The 16,574-nt window shown below is 72.1% G+C and carries 17 protein-coding genes and 2 pseudogenes; 8 read left to right on the forward strand and 11 right to left on the reverse strand.

Translation table 11 applies throughout. The features are described 5' to 3' along the window. From ACZ4Z5_RS26600 to ACZ4Z5_RS26615, 4 genes are all read left to right on the forward strand, one after another. Positions 1–1,293 (forward strand): ATP-grasp domain-containing protein, encoded by a 1,293-nt coding sequence (locus tag ACZ4Z5_RS26600; RefSeq protein WP_468266982.1) that lies wholly within the window; start codon positions 1–3, stop codon positions 1,291–1,293. After that, positions 1,286–2,011, forward strand: a complete 726-nt coding sequence (locus ACZ4Z5_RS26605; RefSeq protein WP_468266984.1) for an HAD family hydrolase — start codon at positions 1,286–1,288, stop codon at positions 2,009–2,011. The genes ACZ4Z5_RS26600 and ACZ4Z5_RS26605 overlap by 8 nt, the downstream gene beginning before the upstream one ends. Then, positions 2,008–3,141, forward strand: a complete 1,134-nt coding sequence (locus ACZ4Z5_RS26610; protein WP_468266986.1) for a hypothetical protein — start codon at positions 2,008–2,010, stop codon at positions 3,139–3,141. Before ACZ4Z5_RS26605 ends, ACZ4Z5_RS26610 begins: the two co-directional genes overlap by 4 nt. 158 nt (positions 3,142–3,299) lie before the next feature. Next, entirely contained in the window at positions 3,300–4,277 is a 978-nt protein-coding gene (locus ACZ4Z5_RS26615; protein ID WP_468266988.1) for an NAD-dependent epimerase/dehydratase family protein, read from the forward strand. Between the two features lie 104 nt (positions 4,278–4,381). Here ACZ4Z5_RS26615 and ACZ4Z5_RS26620 read toward each other — a convergent pair whose 3' ends face one another. The 4 genes from ACZ4Z5_RS26620 to ACZ4Z5_RS26635 form a co-directional block, all read right to left on the reverse strand. Continuing rightward, positions 4,382–4,690, reverse strand: a complete 309-nt coding sequence (locus tag ACZ4Z5_RS26620; RefSeq protein WP_468266990.1) for a hypothetical protein — start codon at positions 4,688–4,690, stop codon at positions 4,382–4,384. A 153-nt stretch (positions 4,691–4,843) separates the two neighbouring features. Beyond that, positions 4,844–5,374 (reverse strand): YbjN domain-containing protein, encoded by a 531-nt coding sequence (locus tag ACZ4Z5_RS26625; protein WP_468266992.1) that lies wholly within the window; start codon positions 5,372–5,374, stop codon positions 4,844–4,846. A gap of 115 nt (positions 5,375–5,489) precedes the next feature. Next, on the reverse strand, positions 5,490–8,075 hold the full coding sequence (clpB, locus tag ACZ4Z5_RS26630; RefSeq protein WP_468266994.1) for an ATP-dependent chaperone ClpB: 2,586 nt from the start codon (positions 8,073–8,075) through the stop codon (positions 5,490–5,492). Positions 8,076–8,230: 155 nt separating this feature from the next. After that, positions 8,231–9,094, reverse strand: a complete 864-nt coding sequence (locus ACZ4Z5_RS26635; RefSeq protein ID WP_468266996.1) for a serine hydrolase domain-containing protein — start codon at positions 9,092–9,094, stop codon at positions 8,231–8,233. A gap of 101 nt (positions 9,095–9,195) precedes the next feature. Between ACZ4Z5_RS26635 and ACZ4Z5_RS26640 the strand changes: the two genes are divergently transcribed. Continuing rightward, entirely contained in the window at positions 9,196–9,600 is a 405-nt protein-coding gene (locus ACZ4Z5_RS26640; RefSeq protein WP_468266998.1) for a pyridoxamine 5'-phosphate oxidase family protein, read from the forward strand. A gap of 158 nt (positions 9,601–9,758) precedes the next feature. Here ACZ4Z5_RS26640 and ACZ4Z5_RS26645 read toward each other — a convergent pair whose 3' ends face one another. Both ACZ4Z5_RS26645 and ACZ4Z5_RS26650 read right to left on the reverse strand, forming a co-directional pair. Then, positions 9,759–10,079, reverse strand: coding sequence for a (2Fe-2S)-binding protein (locus ACZ4Z5_RS26645; protein ID WP_468267000.1), 321 nt, complete (start codon positions 10,077–10,079; stop codon positions 9,759–9,761). Then, positions 10,076–10,276 carry a hypothetical protein gene (locus ACZ4Z5_RS26650; RefSeq protein ID WP_468267002.1) on the reverse strand — a complete coding sequence of 67 codons (201 nt, stop codon included), beginning with the start codon at positions 10,274–10,276 and terminating at the stop codon, positions 10,076–10,078. Before ACZ4Z5_RS26650 ends, ACZ4Z5_RS26645 begins: the two co-directional genes overlap by 4 nt. 127 nt (positions 10,277–10,403) lie before the next feature. Between ACZ4Z5_RS26650 and ACZ4Z5_RS26655 the strand changes: the two genes are divergently transcribed. The 3 genes and pseudogenes from ACZ4Z5_RS26655 to ACZ4Z5_RS26665 form a co-directional block, all read left to right on the forward strand. After that, positions 10,404–11,387, forward strand: coding sequence for a helix-turn-helix transcriptional regulator (locus ACZ4Z5_RS26655; protein WP_468267004.1), 984 nt, complete (start codon positions 10,404–10,406; stop codon positions 11,385–11,387). Positions 11,388–11,420: 33 nt separating this feature from the next. Next, complete coding sequence (locus ACZ4Z5_RS26660; protein ID WP_468267006.1) at positions 11,421–11,915, forward strand: hypothetical protein; 495 nt, start codon at positions 11,421–11,423, stop codon at positions 11,913–11,915. 269 nt (positions 11,916–12,184) lie between these two features. Next, a pseudogene (locus ACZ4Z5_RS26665) lies at positions 12,185–12,534 on the forward strand (helix-turn-helix domain-containing protein); the annotation flags it as partial. Between the two features lie 80 nt (positions 12,535–12,614). On the opposite strand, the gene ACZ4Z5_RS26670 reads toward ACZ4Z5_RS26665, so the two are convergent. From ACZ4Z5_RS26670 to dnaK, 5 genes and pseudogenes are all read right to left on the reverse strand, one after another. Then, the gene (locus ACZ4Z5_RS26670) at positions 12,615–13,439 is read right to left on the reverse strand and encodes a GOLPH3/VPS74 family protein (protein ID WP_468267008.1); all 825 of its coding nucleotides are present in this window, start codon (positions 13,437–13,439) and stop codon (positions 12,615–12,617) included. A gap of 609 nt (positions 13,440–14,048) precedes the next feature. Then, the gene (locus tag ACZ4Z5_RS26675) at positions 14,049–14,507 is read right to left on the reverse strand and encodes a heat shock protein transcriptional repressor HspR (RefSeq protein ID WP_468267010.1); all 459 of its coding nucleotides are present in this window, start codon (positions 14,505–14,507) and stop codon (positions 14,049–14,051) included. Position 14,508: 1 nt separating this feature from the next. Beyond that, positions 14,509–15,684 carry a molecular chaperone DnaJ gene (gene dnaJ, locus ACZ4Z5_RS26680; RefSeq protein WP_468267012.1) on the reverse strand — a complete coding sequence of 392 codons (1,176 nt, stop codon included), beginning with the start codon at positions 15,682–15,684 and terminating at the stop codon, positions 14,509–14,511. Between the two features lie 39 nt (positions 15,685–15,723). Further along, complete coding sequence (grpE, locus tag ACZ4Z5_RS26685) at positions 15,724–16,371, reverse strand: nucleotide exchange factor GrpE (RefSeq protein WP_468267014.1); 648 nt, start codon at positions 16,369–16,371, stop codon at positions 15,724–15,726. Then, positions 16,368–16,574 (reverse strand): annotated as a pseudogene (gene dnaK, locus ACZ4Z5_RS26690) (molecular chaperone DnaK); the annotation flags it as partial. The gene grpE and the pseudogene dnaK, both read right to left, overlap by 4 nt.

The following is a 16,574-nucleotide window of genomic DNA, read 5'->3' on the forward strand; positions in this document are numbered from 1 at the left end:
ATGACCAGGATTCCAACGAGCCCCGACATTCCCGAAACCCCCGACACCCCCGGCAACCCGGTCCTGCTCGTCGTCTACGACGCAGGCAGCCTCGCACCCACCCGGCTCACCGAGGCGGCCCGGCAGGCCGGCTGCGACCTGGTGTTCGTGACGGCGGACACCGAGCACGCCCAGGAAATGATCCCGGCCCTGGAGATGGTCGGCACCGTGGTGAACACCGCGGGCCGCACCGAGGCGGAGACCGAGGCCGCGCTGCGCGCGCTCGCCCCGGCGGGCATCATCACCTTCAGCGAGTTCCAGATCGCCCCCACCGTACGGCTCGCCGAGGCCCTCGGCCTGCGCTACCACCGGCCCGCCGACGTCGACGCCATCACCCACAAGGACCTCCAGCGGCAGCGGTTCGCCGAGGCGGGCGTCGACAGCGTGCGCTTCCGTACCCTGACCGACCCCGCCCAGGCCGACGAGGCGATCGCCTACGTCGGACTGCCCGCCATCATCAAACCGGTGATCGGCGCGTCGAGCCGCAACACGCAGGCCGTCGCCACGCCCGAGGAGTGCCGGACCGCCCTCGCGGCGATCCTCACCGGCTCCGACGGCGGGCCCGCCGAGACGGCCGTGATGTTGGAGGAGCTCCTGGTGGGGCGGCCGACCCCGGCGCCCTGGGGCGACTACATCGCGGTGGACTGCGTCGCCGACGGCGACGACGTACGGCCGGTGTTCGTCACCAGCAAGTTCGCCCTCGCCGAGCCGTTCCGCGAGCGCGGCGGCTACGGCGGCTTCTCCGTCGTACCGGAGGCGGAGGAGCGCGAGGTCCGCGACCTGGCCTGCCGCGCGGTGCGCGCCCTGAACATCCACGGCGTCGCCGACGTCGAGATCAAGCTGACCGCTGACGGCCCCCGGGTCATCGAGGTCAACGGCCGGCTCGGCGCCTGGGTCGACGACCTCGCGGTCCGCTCCGGCACCTCCGACCCGGCGTTCGTCGCGGTCGCCGCCGCCCTCGGCCTCCCGTACGAGACCCCCGAGGTCAAGCGTGGCGGGCCGATCGCCTTCCACTACCTGACCGTGCCGCCCGTCGGCGCCCGTCGGGTGCGCGCCATCCGGGGGGTCTCCGCGCTGCGTCGCCTCGACCGCGTCGACCGGGTCGTCGTGCTCGCCGAGCCGGGCGCGGACGTGGACTGGCGGATCGGCGCGCGCGGCAACACGGCTGCCGTCATCGGTTCCGCCGCGACCCATGAGGAACTGGCCGCGACCGTGGCCGCCATCGAGAGCGTGGACTGGATCGACTATGAGTGAGTCTCCCGTGACGGCGGCCGAGTTCGTCGTCTTCGACCTGGACGGCGTCCTGGTCGACACGCAGGACGCCGAGAACGGCGGGATCGCCCACGTCGGCGAGCTCATGGGCCTGCACCTGGACAAGGAACAACGGGACGAGCTGTTCTCCGGCAAGAAGATGCAGGAGTGCATCGACCTGATGGCGGACCTGGCACGCACCGCCCCGCCGCGGAACGCCATGGTGATCGCCCGCGCCAAGTGCGAGGAACTGATCGGCGACCGCATCGAGCCCATCGACGGCGTCGCGTACGCCCTCGAACAGCTCGCCGCCGACATCGGCGACCGCATGTGCGTGGCCTCCAACAGCCCGCTCGGCATCATCGAGAGCCGCCTGGAGAAGGCCGGGATCCTGCACCACTTCGGCGGCCGGCTCTTCTCCGCGTACGACGTGGGCGCCTGGAAACCCGACCCGACGCTGTTCCGCTGCGCGGCCGAGCGGTGCGGCGTCACGCCCGACGAGTGCGTCGTGGTCGAGGACAGCCCGGTCGGCGTGGACGCCGCCGTGGCCGCCGGGATGCGGGTCCTGCAGTACACCGCCGACCCGGCCACCCCGCCGCACCGGGAGGGCGCCGTCACCTTCCCGTCCATGCGCTCGCTGCCCCGACTGGTCCGCGACGCCCACCTGATGACGCCCGCCGCCACCCCCTTCGCCGCCGCGCCCCTTGGAGGCACCTCATGAACAACCCCCGCAAGATCATGGTCCTGGGTGCCGGTGACATCGGCCGCCGCGTCTTCCACGACTTGGCGCACAGCCCGAACGACCGTCACGTCCAGCTGGTCGGCCGCGACGAGGAGACGGTGCTCAAGGCCGCCAACCTGACCCGCTTCTGCAGCGTCCAGCGTGGCTGCGCCACCGGTGTCAGCCACGCGCTGACCGACATCACCGACGTGGCGCGCACCGCCGAGCGGATAGCCGCCTTCGGCCCCGACATCATCTTCCTGGCCGTCAGCTACCAGTCCTGGTGGGTCATCTCCACGCTCCGGCAGGACGCCTTCCAGCGGGTGTACGCCGCCAACTACGGCCCGTGGCTGCCCATGCACCTCGTCCCGGTGATGAAGGCCATGGAGGCCGTCCGCCTCTCCGGCACCCAGGCCCTGGTCGTCAACGCCGCCTACCCCGACGCCGTGCACCCCGCGCTCTCCGCGATCGGCCTCTCCCCGGACATCGGGATCGGCAACGTCGCCAACAACGTCCCCGGGATCACCGCCGTCGCCGCCGACGAACTGGGCCGCAGCACCGCCGACGTGGAGGTGCGCCTGGTCGCCCACCACTACGTCTCGCACCGCCTCTCCCGCACCGGCAACAGCGGCCCCGCCGGCATGGGCCTCGGCATCCGCCTCGACGGCCGCGACATCACCGCCGACCTGGATGTGGCGGCGCTCTTGGGCCGCCTCCCCGGCGAGTACCGCCGCACCGGCGGCCTGCCCGGCCAGACGATGACCGCGTCCTCCGCGCTCAGCGTCCTCGAGCCGCTCGCCGACCAGCGCGACGCGGTGGTCCACGCGCCCGGCGCGGACGGGGCGCTCGGCGGCTACCCGGTGGCGATCGAGAACGGCAAGTTCCGCGCGCTGCTCCCCGACGGCATGACGGCGGAGGAGGCGCACGCCATCAACCTCTCAGGCCAGCTGCACGACGGGATCAGCGAGATCCGCGCGGACGGCACCGTCGTCTTCGAACCCTCCGCCATGGCGATCATGAAGAGGGAACTCGGTTACGACTGCGCCGAGATGAAGCTGTCGGAGGCCGAGGACCGCGCCCGGGAGATCGCCGAGCGCTTCGCCGCGTACCGCGACCGCACCACGGGGTGACACCGGCGTCCGGTCCGGAACGCCGCCCGCCACCCGGGCCGCCCGAATCCCCGGATGGCGGGTGGCGGATGGCGGATGGCGGACGTACCGACCCTGCTCGGGTACGCGGGGGCGGTGGCCGCGTACGAAGAGCGGGAAGAACACGGAAAGGAACCAGGATGAGGCTGTTGCTGCTGGGCGGAACGGACTTCGCGGGGCGGGCGGCCGCCGAGGCCGGTCTCGCCAGGGGTTGGGACGTTACCGTCTTCCACCGGGGCGTGCACCCGGCCCCGCCCGGTGTGCGCGTCCTGCACGGCGACCGCACGGAGGAGGATGGCCTGGCCGCCCTGGCGACAGGGGAGTGGGACGCAGTCGTCGACACCTGGTCGGGTGCCCCGACCGCGGTGCGCGACACGGCCGGCCTGCTGGCGGGGCGCGCCGGACGCTACGCCTTCGTCTCCAGCCGCTCGGTCTACGCGTGGCCGGCGCCGGCGGGTCTGGACGAGTTCGGCCCGCTGGTCGACGGCGACCCGGACGCGGAGCCGACCGACTTCGCGTCCGACAAGCGGGGCGCGGAACTGGCCGTGCTGCGCGCCTTCGGCCCGGACCGCGCCCTGCTGGTACGCCCGGGCCTGATCCTGGGCCCTCGCGAGAACGCGGGCCGCCTGCCGTGGTGGCTGTCCCGCATCGCCAGGGGCGGCGCGATCCCCGCCCCTGGCCCTCGGGACACCACCCTCCAGTACATCGACGTACGCGACTTGGCGACGTGGCTCCTGGACGCCTTGGAGGCGGCCCTGCACGGCCCCTACAACCTCGTCTCGCAGCCGGGCCACACCACCATCGGCGAACTCCTGGACACCTGCGTACGCGTCACGGGCTCCGCCGCCGAACTCCGCTGGACGCCCCCCGACGCGATCGCCGCCGCCGGCCTCTCCCCCTGGACCGACCTCCCCGTCTGGGCCCCGCCCGGCACGGACTTCCACGCCGCGATCCACGCGGGCGACACCTCCCGAGCCCATGCCACGGGCCTCCGCTGCCGTCCGGCCACCGAAACGATCACCGACACCTGGATCTGGCAGCGGTCCGTCCCGGAAGGCGAACTGAAGCTCGCGGACGGCTTGACCCAGGAGGCGGAAACCCGGCTCCTGAAGGGGTGACCGCAGGTCTTCGGAACACGGACGGGGCGGTGAGGATCGTGCCCGGGCACGACCGCTCCCGACCACAGCGCCGCCGAGGGCACCGTCACACCGGGAGCCCTTCGTCAGCCGGAGTTCGCCTCGGGCTCCGGACGCGGGGGTTCGTCGAGGTCGAGAGTGAAGGTGCGGCCGTCGGCCTCCTCGCGAAGGATCGCCAGATCGGGGGCGGAGTTCTCGTCGGCGGGGAAGTCGATGCAGACGTCGGAGGTGACCTTCGCGTGACGACCGAGGGCGAGAGCGGAGTCGATCTGCATGGATCCGATGGCGCTGGAGTGCTCTTCGCTCCGCGGAGTCGTGATCACCTTTCCGTCGGCTCCGAACAGGACCGTGTACCCCTTGGGGAACTCGGTGTGCACGATCGCGTCGACGCTCATGGACGGCTCCTTCCCGTGTGTGGTCGGGCGGCGGACAGCGCCCTGTCACCGAGGCCGCCGATACCACTGTCACGGCAGAGCCCGGCCGGAGCGGCGGTGTGGTGGCCGCCGCCCTGGCCGGGCTCTCGTGTCCGTGGGGCCCGTGGGGACGGGTCAGGACTCGTCGTCCTCGGGGCCCTCTTCGTCCTCGATGTCCTTCTCCAGGCCCAGCTGCTCGACGAGCCACTTGTCGAACTCGATCGAGGCGCGCACCCAGCTGACCGTCGACGACACGAAGTGCTCCAGGCTGACGCCGGTGCCGATCAGCATCTGCGCCTCGCCGATCAGGCGGACGGTGCCGTCGTCCTGCGTGTGCGTGTAGAGCTTGGGCCACAGAGTGCGGCGGTTCCAGTCGTCGATGGTCTCAAGGAGCCGGGACTTCTCCTCGATCGCGTGCGGCCGGTCGTAGAAGGTCCGCACCGAGAAGACCTGCTGCTCCTCCTCGCCGCGGAACATGAAGTACGTCCGGAATTCCTCCCACGGCGCGGCGAGGTCGCCCTCGTCGTCCACGACGTACTTCAGCTCCATCTGGTCGAGCAGCTGCTTGACCAGGTCCTGGTCGGGAACGACGGGACCGGCCGGTCCGGTCGGCTGCGGCTCGGGCTGCGCCCCGAAGTTAGGAATCGAGGACGGGTCGATGCTCACCGTGGATTTCCCTTCATAAGGTTCCCCTCATCCTCCCCTATCCAGGACCACGGATGGCAACCCCCGGCGCCCGCGATCCGCTCGAAGCGGACACGCGGACACCGATGGCCCAACATCAGCCGGCCGCCCCCACCAACAGGCCGTCGCCGAAGACGTCGACACGGACCGTGTCGCCGTCCTTGATCTCGCCGGCGAGGATCTCCCGGGCCAGCCGGTCGCCGATGGCGGTCTGCACCAGCCGGCGCAGCGGCCGGGCGCCGTACGCGGGGTCCATGCCCTCGTCGGCGAGCCACGCCAGGGCGGCCGGGGTGACTTCCAGGGTGAGCCGGCGCTCTGCCAGGCGCCGGGCGAGGCGGGCGATCTGCAGCTCGGCGACGCGGGACAGTTCGTCCTTGTCGAGGGACGAGAACACCACGAGGTCGTCGAGACGGTTCAGGAACTCCGGCTTGAAGGTGGCCCGGACCACCTCCAGCACCCGCCGCTTCTTCTCCTCGTCCCCGGTCAGCGGGTCGACGAGGTACTGGCTGCCGAGGTTCGAGGTCAGGATCAGGATGGTGTTGCGGAAGTCCACCGTGCGGCCCTGCCCGTCGGTGAGCCGGCCGTCGTCGAGGACCTGGAGCAGGACGTCGAAGACCTCGGGGTGGGCCTTCTCGACCTCGTCCAGCAGGACCACGCTGTAGGGGCGGCGGCGCACCGCCTCGGTCAGCTGGCCGCCCTCCTCGTAGCCGACGTAGCCGGGCGGGGCGCCGACGAGCCGGGCGACGGAGTGCTTCTCGCCGTACTCGCTCATGTCGATGCGGACCATGGCCCGCTCGTCGTCGAAGAGGAAGTCCGCGAGGGCCTTGGCGAGCTCGGTCTTGCCGACGCCGGTCGGGCCGAGGAACAGGAACGAGCCGGTGGGCCGGTCCGGGTCGGCGACGCCTGCCCGGGTGCGGCGCACCGCGTCGGACACCGCCCGTACCGCCTCGGACTGGCCGATCAGCCGCTTGCCGAGCTCGTCCTCCATGCGCAGCAGCTTCTGGGTCTCGCCCTCCAGCAGCCGCCCGGCCGGGATGCCGGTCCAGGAGCCGACGACGTCGGCGATGTCGTCCGGGCCGACCTCCTCCTTGACCATGGTGTCCTTCGCGGCCTCCTGCTCGGCCTCGGTGGCCGCCGCCAGCTCCCGCTCTACGGCGGGGATCTCGCCGTAGAGCAGCTTGGAGGCGGTGTCGAAGTCGCCGTCGCGCTGGGCGCGCTCGGCACGGCCGCGCAGTTCGTCGAGCTGTTCCTTCAGCTCGCCGACGCGGTTGAGGGACTGCTTCTCCTTCTCCCAGCGGGCGGTGAGTCCGCGCAGCTCCTCCTCCTTGTCGGCGAGGTCGCGGCGGAGCTTGTCCAGGCGCTGCCGGGAGGCCTCGTCGGTCTCCTTGGACAGGGCCAGCTCCTCCATCCTCAGCCGGTCCACGACCCGCTGGAGTTCGTCGATCTCGACGGGCGAGGAGTCGATCTCCATACGGAGCCGGGACGCGGCCTCGTCGACCAGGTCGATCGCCTTGTCCGGCAGGAACCGGGAGGTGATGTACCGGTCGGAGAGGGTCGCGGCGGCGACCAGCGCCGAGTCGTTGATCTGGACCTTGTGGTGGGCCTCGTACCGGCCCTTGAGTCCGCGCAGGATGGCGACGGTGTCCTCGACGGACGGCTCGGCGACCAGGACCTGCTGGAAGCGGCGCTCCAGCGCCGGGTCCTTCTCGATCCGCTCGCGGTACTCGTCGAGGGTGGTTGCGCCGACCATGCGCAGTTCACCGCGGGCCAGCATCGGCTTCAGCATGTTGCCGGCGTCCATGGCGGAGTCGCCGCCGGCACCGGCGCCGACGACGGTGTGCAGCTCGTCGATGAAGGTGATGATCCGCCCGTCGCTGTCCTTGATCTCGGCCAGGACGGTCTTCAGCCGCTCCTCGAACTCGCCGCGGTACTTGGCGCCCGCGACCATCGCACCGAGGTCCAGCGCGACCAGACGCTTGTCGCGCAGCGACTCGGGCACGTCGCCCTTGACGATGCGCTGGGCGAGCCCCTCGACGACGGCGGTCTTGCCGACGCCGGGCTCACCGATCAGCACCGGGTTGTTCTTGGTGCGCCGCGACAGCACCTGGACGACACGGCGGATCTCCTGGTCCCGGCCGATGACCGGGTCGAGGCGCCCCTCGCGGGCGGCCGCCGTGAAATCGGTGCCGAACTTCTCCAGGGCCTTGTACTGGCCCTCCGGGTCGGGTGTGGTCACCCTGCGCCCTCCCCTGGTCCTCTCGAACGCCTCCAGCAGTCTCGCAGCGCTCGCGCCCTGCCCGGTGAGCAGCTCACCGGCCGCGCCGCCCTTGGCGGCGACGGCGACGAGCAGGTGCTCCGTGGAGAGGAAGTCGTCGCCCAGCTCCTTGGCCCGCTGCCCCGCGTCGGCGACGACGGCGAGCATCTCGCGGTTCGGCTGCGGCGGCGCCACGGTCGAGCCGGTGACGGCGGGCAGCCCGGCGAGCAGGCGTTCCGCGCCGGAACGTACCGCGGCCTGGTCGGCTTCGACGGCGGCCAGCAGGTCGGTGATGTTCTCGTTGTCCCGGCCCTCCAGCAGCGCCAGCAGCAGGTGCGCGGGGGTCAGGTCCGGGTGCCCGGCGGTCACGGCACGGCTGGTGGCCGCGTTGATCGCGTCCCGGCTCCGGTTGGTCAGCTCGGCGTCCACGTGCGCTCTCTCCTCCTCACGTCCTCATGGACGGATATGCGTTCCTCGGCCGCGCCCCAGCCCTCCGGCCACCACGGCCCAGCTACGACTCCGTACGGCCATGACTCCGTACGGCCATGACTCGTTCAGCGTGCACAAAGTTGAGTCTATTCCACTCAAGGGTGGTTCCGGGCCCGATACGCGGCCTTCAGGGTTTCCACACCCAGCGCGTCGGTACGTTCGGGGGATCCCCCCAGCCTGTGGACGACGACCCACTCACCGGTCTCGGGCAGCGCACCGGCGAACACCGACGCGTCCCGGGTCGCGCCGTTGTGCCACAGCAGCGGCGTCTCCGCCGTGCCCGCGCGCTGCCAGGAGGGCGCCGGGTCCCCGAGCCTCCGCTCCAGCAGCAGCCCGCGGAGCAGCGCGGCCGCGGCCGTGGGCGTGGCCCACAGGCCCCCCGCCGGGAGGATCGGGCCGGACATGGTCCACCGGGCGCGCTCCCGGCCGAGGAGGCTCCTGGCGCCCAGCAGCCGCTGCGCCGGCGGGCGCGCGGTCACCTCGGCGACTCCGAGCGGCTCCAGGACGTGTTCCCGCAGCAGCTCCTCGTACGGGCGCCCGCCGGCGGCCACGAGGGCCGCGCCGAGCACGGCGTACCCGTAGTTCGAGTACTCCTCCGCCTCGCCCGGCGACCGCACGGCGGTCCGGTCGAGGCGGTCCAGCAGTCCGGCGAGCGCCGCCTCGTCGAACGCGCGGTACGGGTCCGCGCCGCGCAGCTCCAGGGGCGGCAGCCGGGGCAGGCCGGAGGTGTGCGCGGCGAGGTGCCGCAGCGTGATCCCCGACCCCGCGGGGACCGTCAGGTGGACGTCCACGGGGTCGTCGGCGTGCAGCGCGCCGGCCTCGGCGAGGCGCATCATCAGGGTGCCGGTGAGCACCTTGGTCAGCGAACCGATCTCGACGTACGCGTGCGGGTCGTGGCCGTGGTCGGCGCGGGGCGCGACGGAGTCCCCGGCGGAGCCGCGGAGCACGCAGACGGGCACGCTGCGGGGAAAAACGATCTCTCTCACATCCGGCCAACGCGCCGCCCGCCCGCACAGTGCCCGGTGTCGGCCGCGCACGGCCCGCAACTACGCTGCCGGTCATGGCCCACGACGTCCGCAACCCCGGTCCCGAGTTCGTCGCCTTCTGGCGGGAGTACCACATCTGCACGCTGACGACGCAGCGTCCGGACGGCAGTCCGCACGTCGTCCCTGTCGGCTCCACCTACGACCCCGAGCAGGGCATCGCCCGGGTCATCACCAACAAGAACAGCCGCAAGGTCGCCAATGTCCTCGCCGCCGGGCCCGGCGGCGCCCGGGTGGCGCTCTGCCAGGTCGACAAGGGCCGCTGGGCGACGCTGGAGGGCCGTGCGGTGGTCCGGACCGAGGCGGAGGTGGTCGCCGACGCGGTGAACCGGTACGCCGAGCGCTACGACCGGATGCCGGCGCCCAACCCCGACCGGGTCGTCCTGGAGATCACCCTGACCCGGGCGCTGGGCCGGCCCTGAGAAGGCCGGCCGCCGGACCGGACGCCGCTCCGGGGCCGGAATCGCCCCCGGGCGGCCCCGGCCCGGAACAGCACAGCGGCGCCATCGTGTTCAGGTCCACGATGGCGCCGCTGTGTGGGGGAAGCACCTGCGCGATTTACAACGACGGGGGAATCGCGTCAGGCACTGCGGGGGGTGGTGGTGCTGGTATCGGGCTCGGCCAGCTGGGTGTCCCGCTGGTCGAGGTTGACGAACACCATGCCGTAGCGAACGGCACAGCGAACAGGCTGCGGAGCTCCCCGTGGCCGACGGAGGCACCGGTAGGCGCGGACGTCCTCATCCTCTTCCCTGACGACGACCACGGGTTCTCCGAAGAGAGTGACCATCAACGAATCGCCACGATGAGGAATGGCCGTGACGAGATCGATGAAATGCCACCCCGAGCGGTAGGCCGTTGCCATCTCCCGGCGGAAGACCCGGTCGTCCGGTGGAACCGTCATGCGCCGACGGGGGCCACGGTCCATGACGGCTCGCCCGCCACGGACGCCGACGCGAAGGTCCAGGACGGCTCGCCCGGCAGGGCGGTCGTCACGGCCGGCTCGCTGGTCCAGGACGGCTCATCCGCGACGACGGAGACGGAAAGGGCCGCTACGGCAAGACCGAGAGCTGCTGCCGAGCGAAGCAGAATCTTTGACATGGGCGGCTTCGACCTCACTTGATGGTTTCCTCTCCCCCGCGGTCTAGACGATGACTCACTCTGAGCCCTTCCACCACCGGGGCAATGCATCATGTTCCTGAAATGCAGGAGCCTGGGGGGTGTTCAAATGGAGACAAACAGCGACATACCACTGCACCCCCACAGTCGGGCGGAACTGTGCGAGGTCGGATCGCTGCTCTACACGCGAGCCCTGCGTGCCGGCCGGATCGCCCGGAGCGACGCGGACGCGGCACCGTGTCTCGTCGATCTGGCACTGCTGCACCCGGATCCGGACGATCCGGAATGGCTGCGACCGGTTCCGCCCTCCGCGGCCCTCGCGCAGCTGCTCAATCCGCTGGAGAAGGAGATACAGGAGCGCCGCCGGCTCACGCTCAGGCTCACCGAAACATTTGAGCCATTCCTCTCCCTCGGCGCCGAAGCGGGACCCAGCGCACAGGGCATCACCGTCCTCGAAGGCATCAGCCGGATCAACGCGGTGCTCGACATGGCGACCGCCCAGTGCTCCGAGGAACTCCTCACCGTGCAGCCCGGCGGCGTCCGTTCACCGCTCGCGCTCACCCAGGCGCTGCCCCGCGTACGGTCGCTGCTCAGCCGCGGGGTGCGGATGCGGTACCTCTACCAGCACACGGCCCGCTACGGCACCGGACTCTTCGCCTTCCTCGACCAGGTCAGGCCGGGCCGGGTGGAGGTCCGTACGCTCGAGGAACTCATCGAGCGAATGATCATCTTCGACCGTCGGATCGCCATCATCCCGGCCCGCAGCGACCGCCAGGTCGCCCTCGAACTCCACCACCCCGGCCTGGTCGACTATCTCGCCTCCGTCTTCGACCAGTTCTGGCGTTGCGCGACCCCGCTGGAGAAGGAGATCCCCTACGGCAACACCCCGGACGGGATCACCGGCGTCCAGCGCTCCATCGCCCGGCTCCTCGTCGAAGGCCACGTCGACGAGGCCATCGCCCGCCGGCTCGGGATGAGCGTCCGCACCTGCCGGGCCCACATCGCCAAGCTCGGCAGCGCGCTGGGCAGCGGCAGCCGCGCACAACTCGGCTATCTGATCGCCCGGTCGGGGATCCTCGACCAGGACGACTGACCCACCGTGACGAACCCCCACCAAGGAAGGACCATGCACCCCGACCCCCTGGCCGAAACCCCCCTCGTCGTCCTCGACGGACCGGCCGGCACCCTCGACGTGTCCGGCACGTCCCTGCCGCATGTCACCCTCGTCCGCGCCCCCGGCACCGAGCCCGACACCCACACCCCCATCGGCACCCGCGACCCCGCCCGGCTGACCCTCACCGTCGACGGCTCCACGGCGCGCATCACCCCCGCCAAGGGCCGGCTGTCCCGCAGGTCCTACCGCGTCGACGTCGAACTCGCCGGCACCGCCTACCGGCTGGTGCCCTGTTCCCTGGTCGAGAGCCGCCTGCTGCGCGACGGCCGCCGCCTCGCCACCCTCACGTCCGACGGCGACGGCAGGGTCGACGCCGAATGGCAGGACGGAGCGAAGGTCCTCGCCGCCGACGTCGCCATCGGGCACGCCCTCGCGGCCGCGTTCGGCACCGGCGCCCAGCCCCTGTGGCTGACCGCCCTCGACATCGCGGCGGAAGCCATCACCTGAACCCGGCCGGAAGAACCTGCGGGACGAACGCCACCACGGAAGAACCTGCGGGACGAACGCCACCGGGCGAAGCCACCGGACGAACCCGTCGGACGAACTGCCGCACGAACCCTGCCCGACGAGCCCCACCGGAACCCCGTCGGACGAACTGCCACACGAACCCTGCCGGACGAACCCGACAACAGAACGGCAGAACGACCCGGCAGAACGACGGGACGAAGGGACGGCCGGGACCGGGACCGCCTGCCCCTTCTCCCTCGCATCAACACCGGCGCACCGCGGACGTACCTCTCGACCGTCCGACACCACGCGCGGCGCGCCGATCGCCCAGGAGACGGAACTCGTCGCCGACATCCCGGCGCTCTTCGAGAAGATCCGGTGCCACACGACCGACCTCGCGGACCTCCTGGGGGAGCCGGAACCCGCCGGGGACGCGCCCAGCGAGGTCGAGCGGCAGGTCCTGCTGTCCATGTGCCAGGTCGGCGAGGACGAGACCGGCGCCCGTGACCTCGGCATGTCCGTACGCAACTACCGCCGCCACGTCGCCGACCTGCTGCGCCTGCTGGACGCGACCAGCCGCCCCCACGCGGCCCCGCTGGCGCGCGAGCGCGGCTGGATCCGACACGCGGCCGACTCCGACACGCGGCCGGCTCCGGCACGCGGTCCACCGAGCGACGGCCCTGCCGGTCCGCCGGCGGGTCACGTCACCGCTGCGCCCTCCAGGTCGCGGACGACCCGGCGCACCGCCGACCCGACGGGCTCGGCCCGGCCGAGGAGTTCGTCGAGGCGGGAAGCGGCCGCGCGGCGACGGGCGGCCGGTATGAAGCCGAGCTGGCGGCCGGCGTGGGCGATCCCGGTGAACAGCGCGGCACGCTCCGCCGGGCCCTCCGCCGTGGCCAGCACCCTGGCCCGTACGTCCTTGACGGCGGCCGTACCGGACTCGGTGAGCGCCACCCGCGCGTACCGGAAGAGACCGAAGACGCGGGACGTGCTCCGTTCGATCAGCCCGTCCTGCTCCAGCGTCCGCAGCACGTCCTCGATCGACGCTCGGCCGTCCCTGCGGACCCAGTGGGTCCACCGCCGGCCCGGGTCGGTCCCGATCGTGGTCCACAGCCGACGGGACGCCTCGTCCGACGGGGCCTCACCCGTGCTGTGGACCCTGCCGTCCCGGTCCTCCAGCCGGCCCTCGGCGAGCAGTCCGGCGAGCAGCGCGCCGCGCACCGAGGGCGCGAGCGTCTGCCGCACGGGAAGCCGGCTCTTCTCGATGTCGTAGGCGAGCAGGACCATGTCCCCTGCCAAGGTCACGACGGTTGCCACGCATGTTCCCTTCACCGTTCCGGTTTTTCCGGAAGTCTGCCCCGCGAGCATGCCCGGTGCGGCCTCTTCGCCTGGCGGGAGCCCCCTGCGGTTCATCACCATGCGCAGGTGGTGCAGCAGTTGGTGGTCCCGGGGGCCGGGCGCCGCGGCGATCAGGGCGGCGAGGGCGTCCGCGTGGGCGTCCGGCAGCCGGCGCACCTCCGGCACCGGGGTGCCCGCCTCCCGGTGCCGGGCAGACCGGCCGCGGAGGCGCTGCCCGCCGTGGCGGTGAGACCGGCGACGGCGAGCATCGGACAGACCGCGGCAGACGTGAATCCCTTGCGCATGATTTCCCCCCGGCATCTGCGTCCCTGATTTCCTTCTGCGTTTTCCGCTGAGAAAGTCAATGCCGGCGCGGCGGAAGCGGCTGAAGCGAAACCGGTGACGGCTCGATGCACGGGCGAGGCAGCATGCTGACGGCGGGAACGGCGAAGGGCCGGAGAGCCGTTGGCGCTCTCCGGCCCTTCGCCGTTACGGGTGATGCTGTTGGTGCGGTGATGCCCGTGGTGCTTCACATGACCGCGTGCGCGGTGCCGATGGGGCGGGCCGGGGCGCTTACGGGCGGGGGCGCTTACGGGCCTGGGCGCTTACGGGCGGGGGACTTGCCCGGGACGCCGCCGCACGGCGGGACCTGCCCGGGGACGCCGGGGACGGGCCAGGGGTGCCGACGGAGGGGCCCACGACACCGGCAGGCGGGCCAACGACACCGGCAGGCGGGCCCACGACACCGGCAGGCGGGCCCACGACGCCGGTGTGCGAGCCCAGGCGCCGGGGCCGTCAGTCCTGCCGCTTGGGCCGCCAGACGACCAGCGCGCTGGTCTGCTGCATGTCCTGGTACGGCACCAGGTCGCGCCGGTACGAGGCGTGCACCTGTGCCTCGCGCTGCTGCATCGCCGCCGCCGCGCCCTCCACGGCCGCCGACAGTTCGGCGACGCGCTGCTGGAGCGCGGCGACCTGGTTCTCCAGTTCGATGATGCGCTTGATTCCGGCCAGGTTGATGCCCTCGTCCTGGGACAACTGCTGCACCTGGCGGAGCAGTTCGATGTCCCGGGCCGAGTAGCGCCGGCCGCGGCCCGCCGTGCGGTCGGGTGAGACCAGGCCGAGACGGTCGTACTGCCGGAGCGTCTGCGGGTGCAGACCCGACAGCTGGGCGGCCACCGAGATGACGTAGACCGGGGTCTCGTCAGTGAGTTCGTAGGCCCTGCCGTATGCCGGCTGTCGACGGCGGCCGTCCATCTCATGCTCCCTTCGCGGCCTGGAACAGTTCTGCTCTGGGGTCCTCGTCGGCGGTGGCCTTGCGGTAGGCCTCCAGCGCGTCGCGGGCCTCCGTACTCAGGTCCTTGGGCACCTGCACCTCGACGGTGACCAGCAGGTCGCCGCGCGTGCCGTCCTTGCGGACCGCACCCTTCCCACGCGCCCGCATCGTGCGGCCGTTGGGCGTGCCGGCCGGGAGCTTCAGCGTGACCGGCGGCCCGCCGAGGGTCGGCACCTTCACCTCGCCGCCGAGCGCGGCCTCCGTGAAGGAGACCGGCACGGTGACGGTGAGGTTGTCGTCCTTGCGGCCGAACACCGGATGCGAGCCGACGTGCACGACGACGTACAGGTCGCCCGCCGGTCCGCCGCGCTCGCCGGGGGCGCCCTTGCCGCGCAGCCGGATCTTCTGGCCATTGCTCACCCCGGCCGGGATGCGCACCTGCATGGTCCGGGCGGAGCGGGCGCGCCCGCTGCCCTTGCAGACTTCGCAGGGGTCCTGGGCGATGAGCCCGCGGCCCTTGCAGTCCACGCACGGGTCGGTGAGCGAGAATCCGCCACCGCTGCCGCGCGACACCTGGCCGGTGCCGACACAGGTGGGGCAGACCCGGGGAGTGCCGTTCTTGTCGCCGGTGCCCGAGCAGGCCTTGCACGGGGACTGGCTGGACAGCCGGATCGGGACCGTGGCCCCGTCGACCGCCTCGGTGAAGCTGAGCGTCACCTCGGACTCGATGTCCTGCCCGCGCCGCGGCTGGGTGCGCGTACCGGCGGTACCGCGGTTGAACAGCCCGCCGAACACGTCGCCGAGACCGCCGCCGCCGAATCCGCCGCCGCCCCCGCCGCCCTGGGCGCCTCCGAAGAGGTCGCCCAGGTCGAAGTTGAACGATCCGCCTGCCCCGCCGGGGCCGGCCCGGAAGCCGCCGTTGCCGAACAGAGCACGCGCCTCGTCGTACTCCTTGCGCTTCTTGGGGTCGCCGAGGACGTCGTTCGCCTCGGAGATCTCCTTGAAGCGCGCCTCGGCCCCGGCGTCCCCCTTGTTGGCGTCCGGGTGGAACTCGCGGGCGAGCTTCCGGTACGCCTTCTTGATCTCGGCCTCGGTGGCGTCCTTGGGGACACCGAGAACCTTGTAGTAGTCCTTCTCGACGAAGTCCTTCGTGCTCATCCCCGGTGTCCCTCCTCTCGACCCGTCACTGAATCGGCGTCAGCCCTCGTCCGGGCCACCGCTCTCCTCGTCGGCCGGCCGGTCGTCCTTCGGCTGGGCCCCGGGCTGGGGCTCGGCCACCGCGACCCGCGCGGGGCGGATGGTGCGCTCCCCGATGCGGTACCCCGGCTGAAGGATCGCGACGCACGTCGTCTCGGTGACGTCCGGCGCGTACGAGTGCATCAGGGCCTCGTGGATCGTCGGGTCGAAGGGCTCGCCCTCCTTGCCGAACTGCTGGAGGCCCATCTTCGCCGCGACCGTCTCCAGCGACTCGGCGACGGACTTGAACCCGCCGACCAGCTCGCCGTGCTCCCGGGCGCGGCCGATGTCGTCGAGGACGGGCAGCAGCTCGGTCAGCAGGTTCGCGACGGCGATCTCCTTGACCGTGACACGGTCCCGCTCCACCCGACGGCGGTAGTTCTGGTACTCCGCCTGGAGCCGCTGGAGGTCCACGGTGCGCTCGTTGAGGGCGCTGCGGGCCTGGTCCAGCTGTGCCGTGACGGCCACGGTCTGCAGATCGTCCCCGGCCGGGGCCGCCGGGCCCGGCTCCTGGGCGGAGCCGGACTCGGGGCCTTGCGCCGCTTCACCGGGAGTGGCGCCGGAGGGGACGTCGGGCTGCTCCTCGAAGCCCGGGGTCTCCTCCGTCATGCGGCGCCGCCCTTCGGCTTCTCGTCGTCGACGATCTCGGCGTCGACGACGTCGTCGTCGGCACGGGCCTCACCGGCGCCCGCCTGGGCACCGGCAGGGGCGCCCTGGGCGTCGGCGTACATGGCCTGGCCGAGCTTCTGGGAGACCGCGGCGAGCTTCTCGGTCGCGGTGCGGATCTCGGCCGTGTCCTCGCCCTTGAGCTT

The organism is Streptomyces sp. NPDC030222, assembly GCF_055573115.1.

Excerpts from the sequence above, each read along its gene's own strand:
- ACZ4Z5_RS26610 (WP_468266986.1), top strand. The coding sequence starts at position 2,008 with ATGAACAACCCCCGCAAGATCATGGTCCTGGGTGCCGGTGACATCGGC.
- ACZ4Z5_RS26660 (WP_468267006.1), top strand. The coding sequence starts at position 11,421 with ATGCACCCCGACCCCCTGGCCGAAACCCCCCTCGTCGTCCTCGACGGA.
- ACZ4Z5_RS26600 (WP_468266982.1), top strand. The coding sequence starts at position 1 with ATGACCAGGATTCCAACGAGCCCCGACATTCCCGAAACCCCCGACACC.
- ACZ4Z5_RS26675 (WP_468267010.1), bottom strand. The coding sequence starts at position 14,507 with ATGGACGGCCGCCGTCGACAGCCGGCATACGGCAGGGCCTACGAACTC.
- ACZ4Z5_RS26620 (WP_468266990.1), bottom strand. The coding sequence starts at position 4,690 with ATGAGCGTCGACGCGATCGTGCACACCGAGTTCCCCAAGGGGTACACG.
- ACZ4Z5_RS26650 (WP_468267002.1), bottom strand. The coding sequence starts at position 10,276 with ATGTCAAAGATTCTGCTTCGCTCGGCAGCAGCTCTCGGTCTTGCCGTA.
- ACZ4Z5_RS26645 (WP_468267000.1), bottom strand. The coding sequence starts at position 10,079 with ATGACGGTTCCACCGGACGACCGGGTCTTCCGCCGGGAGATGGCAACG.
- ACZ4Z5_RS26605 (WP_468266984.1), top strand. The coding sequence starts at position 1,286 with ATGAGTGAGTCTCCCGTGACGGCGGCCGAGTTCGTCGTCTTCGACCTG.
- ACZ4Z5_RS26655 (WP_468267004.1), top strand. The coding sequence starts at position 10,404 with ATGGAGACAAACAGCGACATACCACTGCACCCCCACAGTCGGGCGGAA.
- ACZ4Z5_RS26615 (WP_468266988.1), top strand. The coding sequence starts at position 3,300 with ATGAGGCTGTTGCTGCTGGGCGGAACGGACTTCGCGGGGCGGGCGGCC.
- dnaJ (WP_468267012.1), bottom strand. The coding sequence starts at position 15,684 with ATGAGCACGAAGGACTTCGTCGAGAAGGACTACTACAAGGTTCTCGGT.
- grpE (WP_468267014.1), bottom strand. The coding sequence starts at position 16,371 with ATGACGGAGGAGACCCCGGGCTTCGAGGAGCAGCCCGACGTCCCCTCC.
- ACZ4Z5_RS26640 (WP_468266998.1), top strand. The coding sequence starts at position 9,196 with ATGGCCCACGACGTCCGCAACCCCGGTCCCGAGTTCGTCGCCTTCTGG.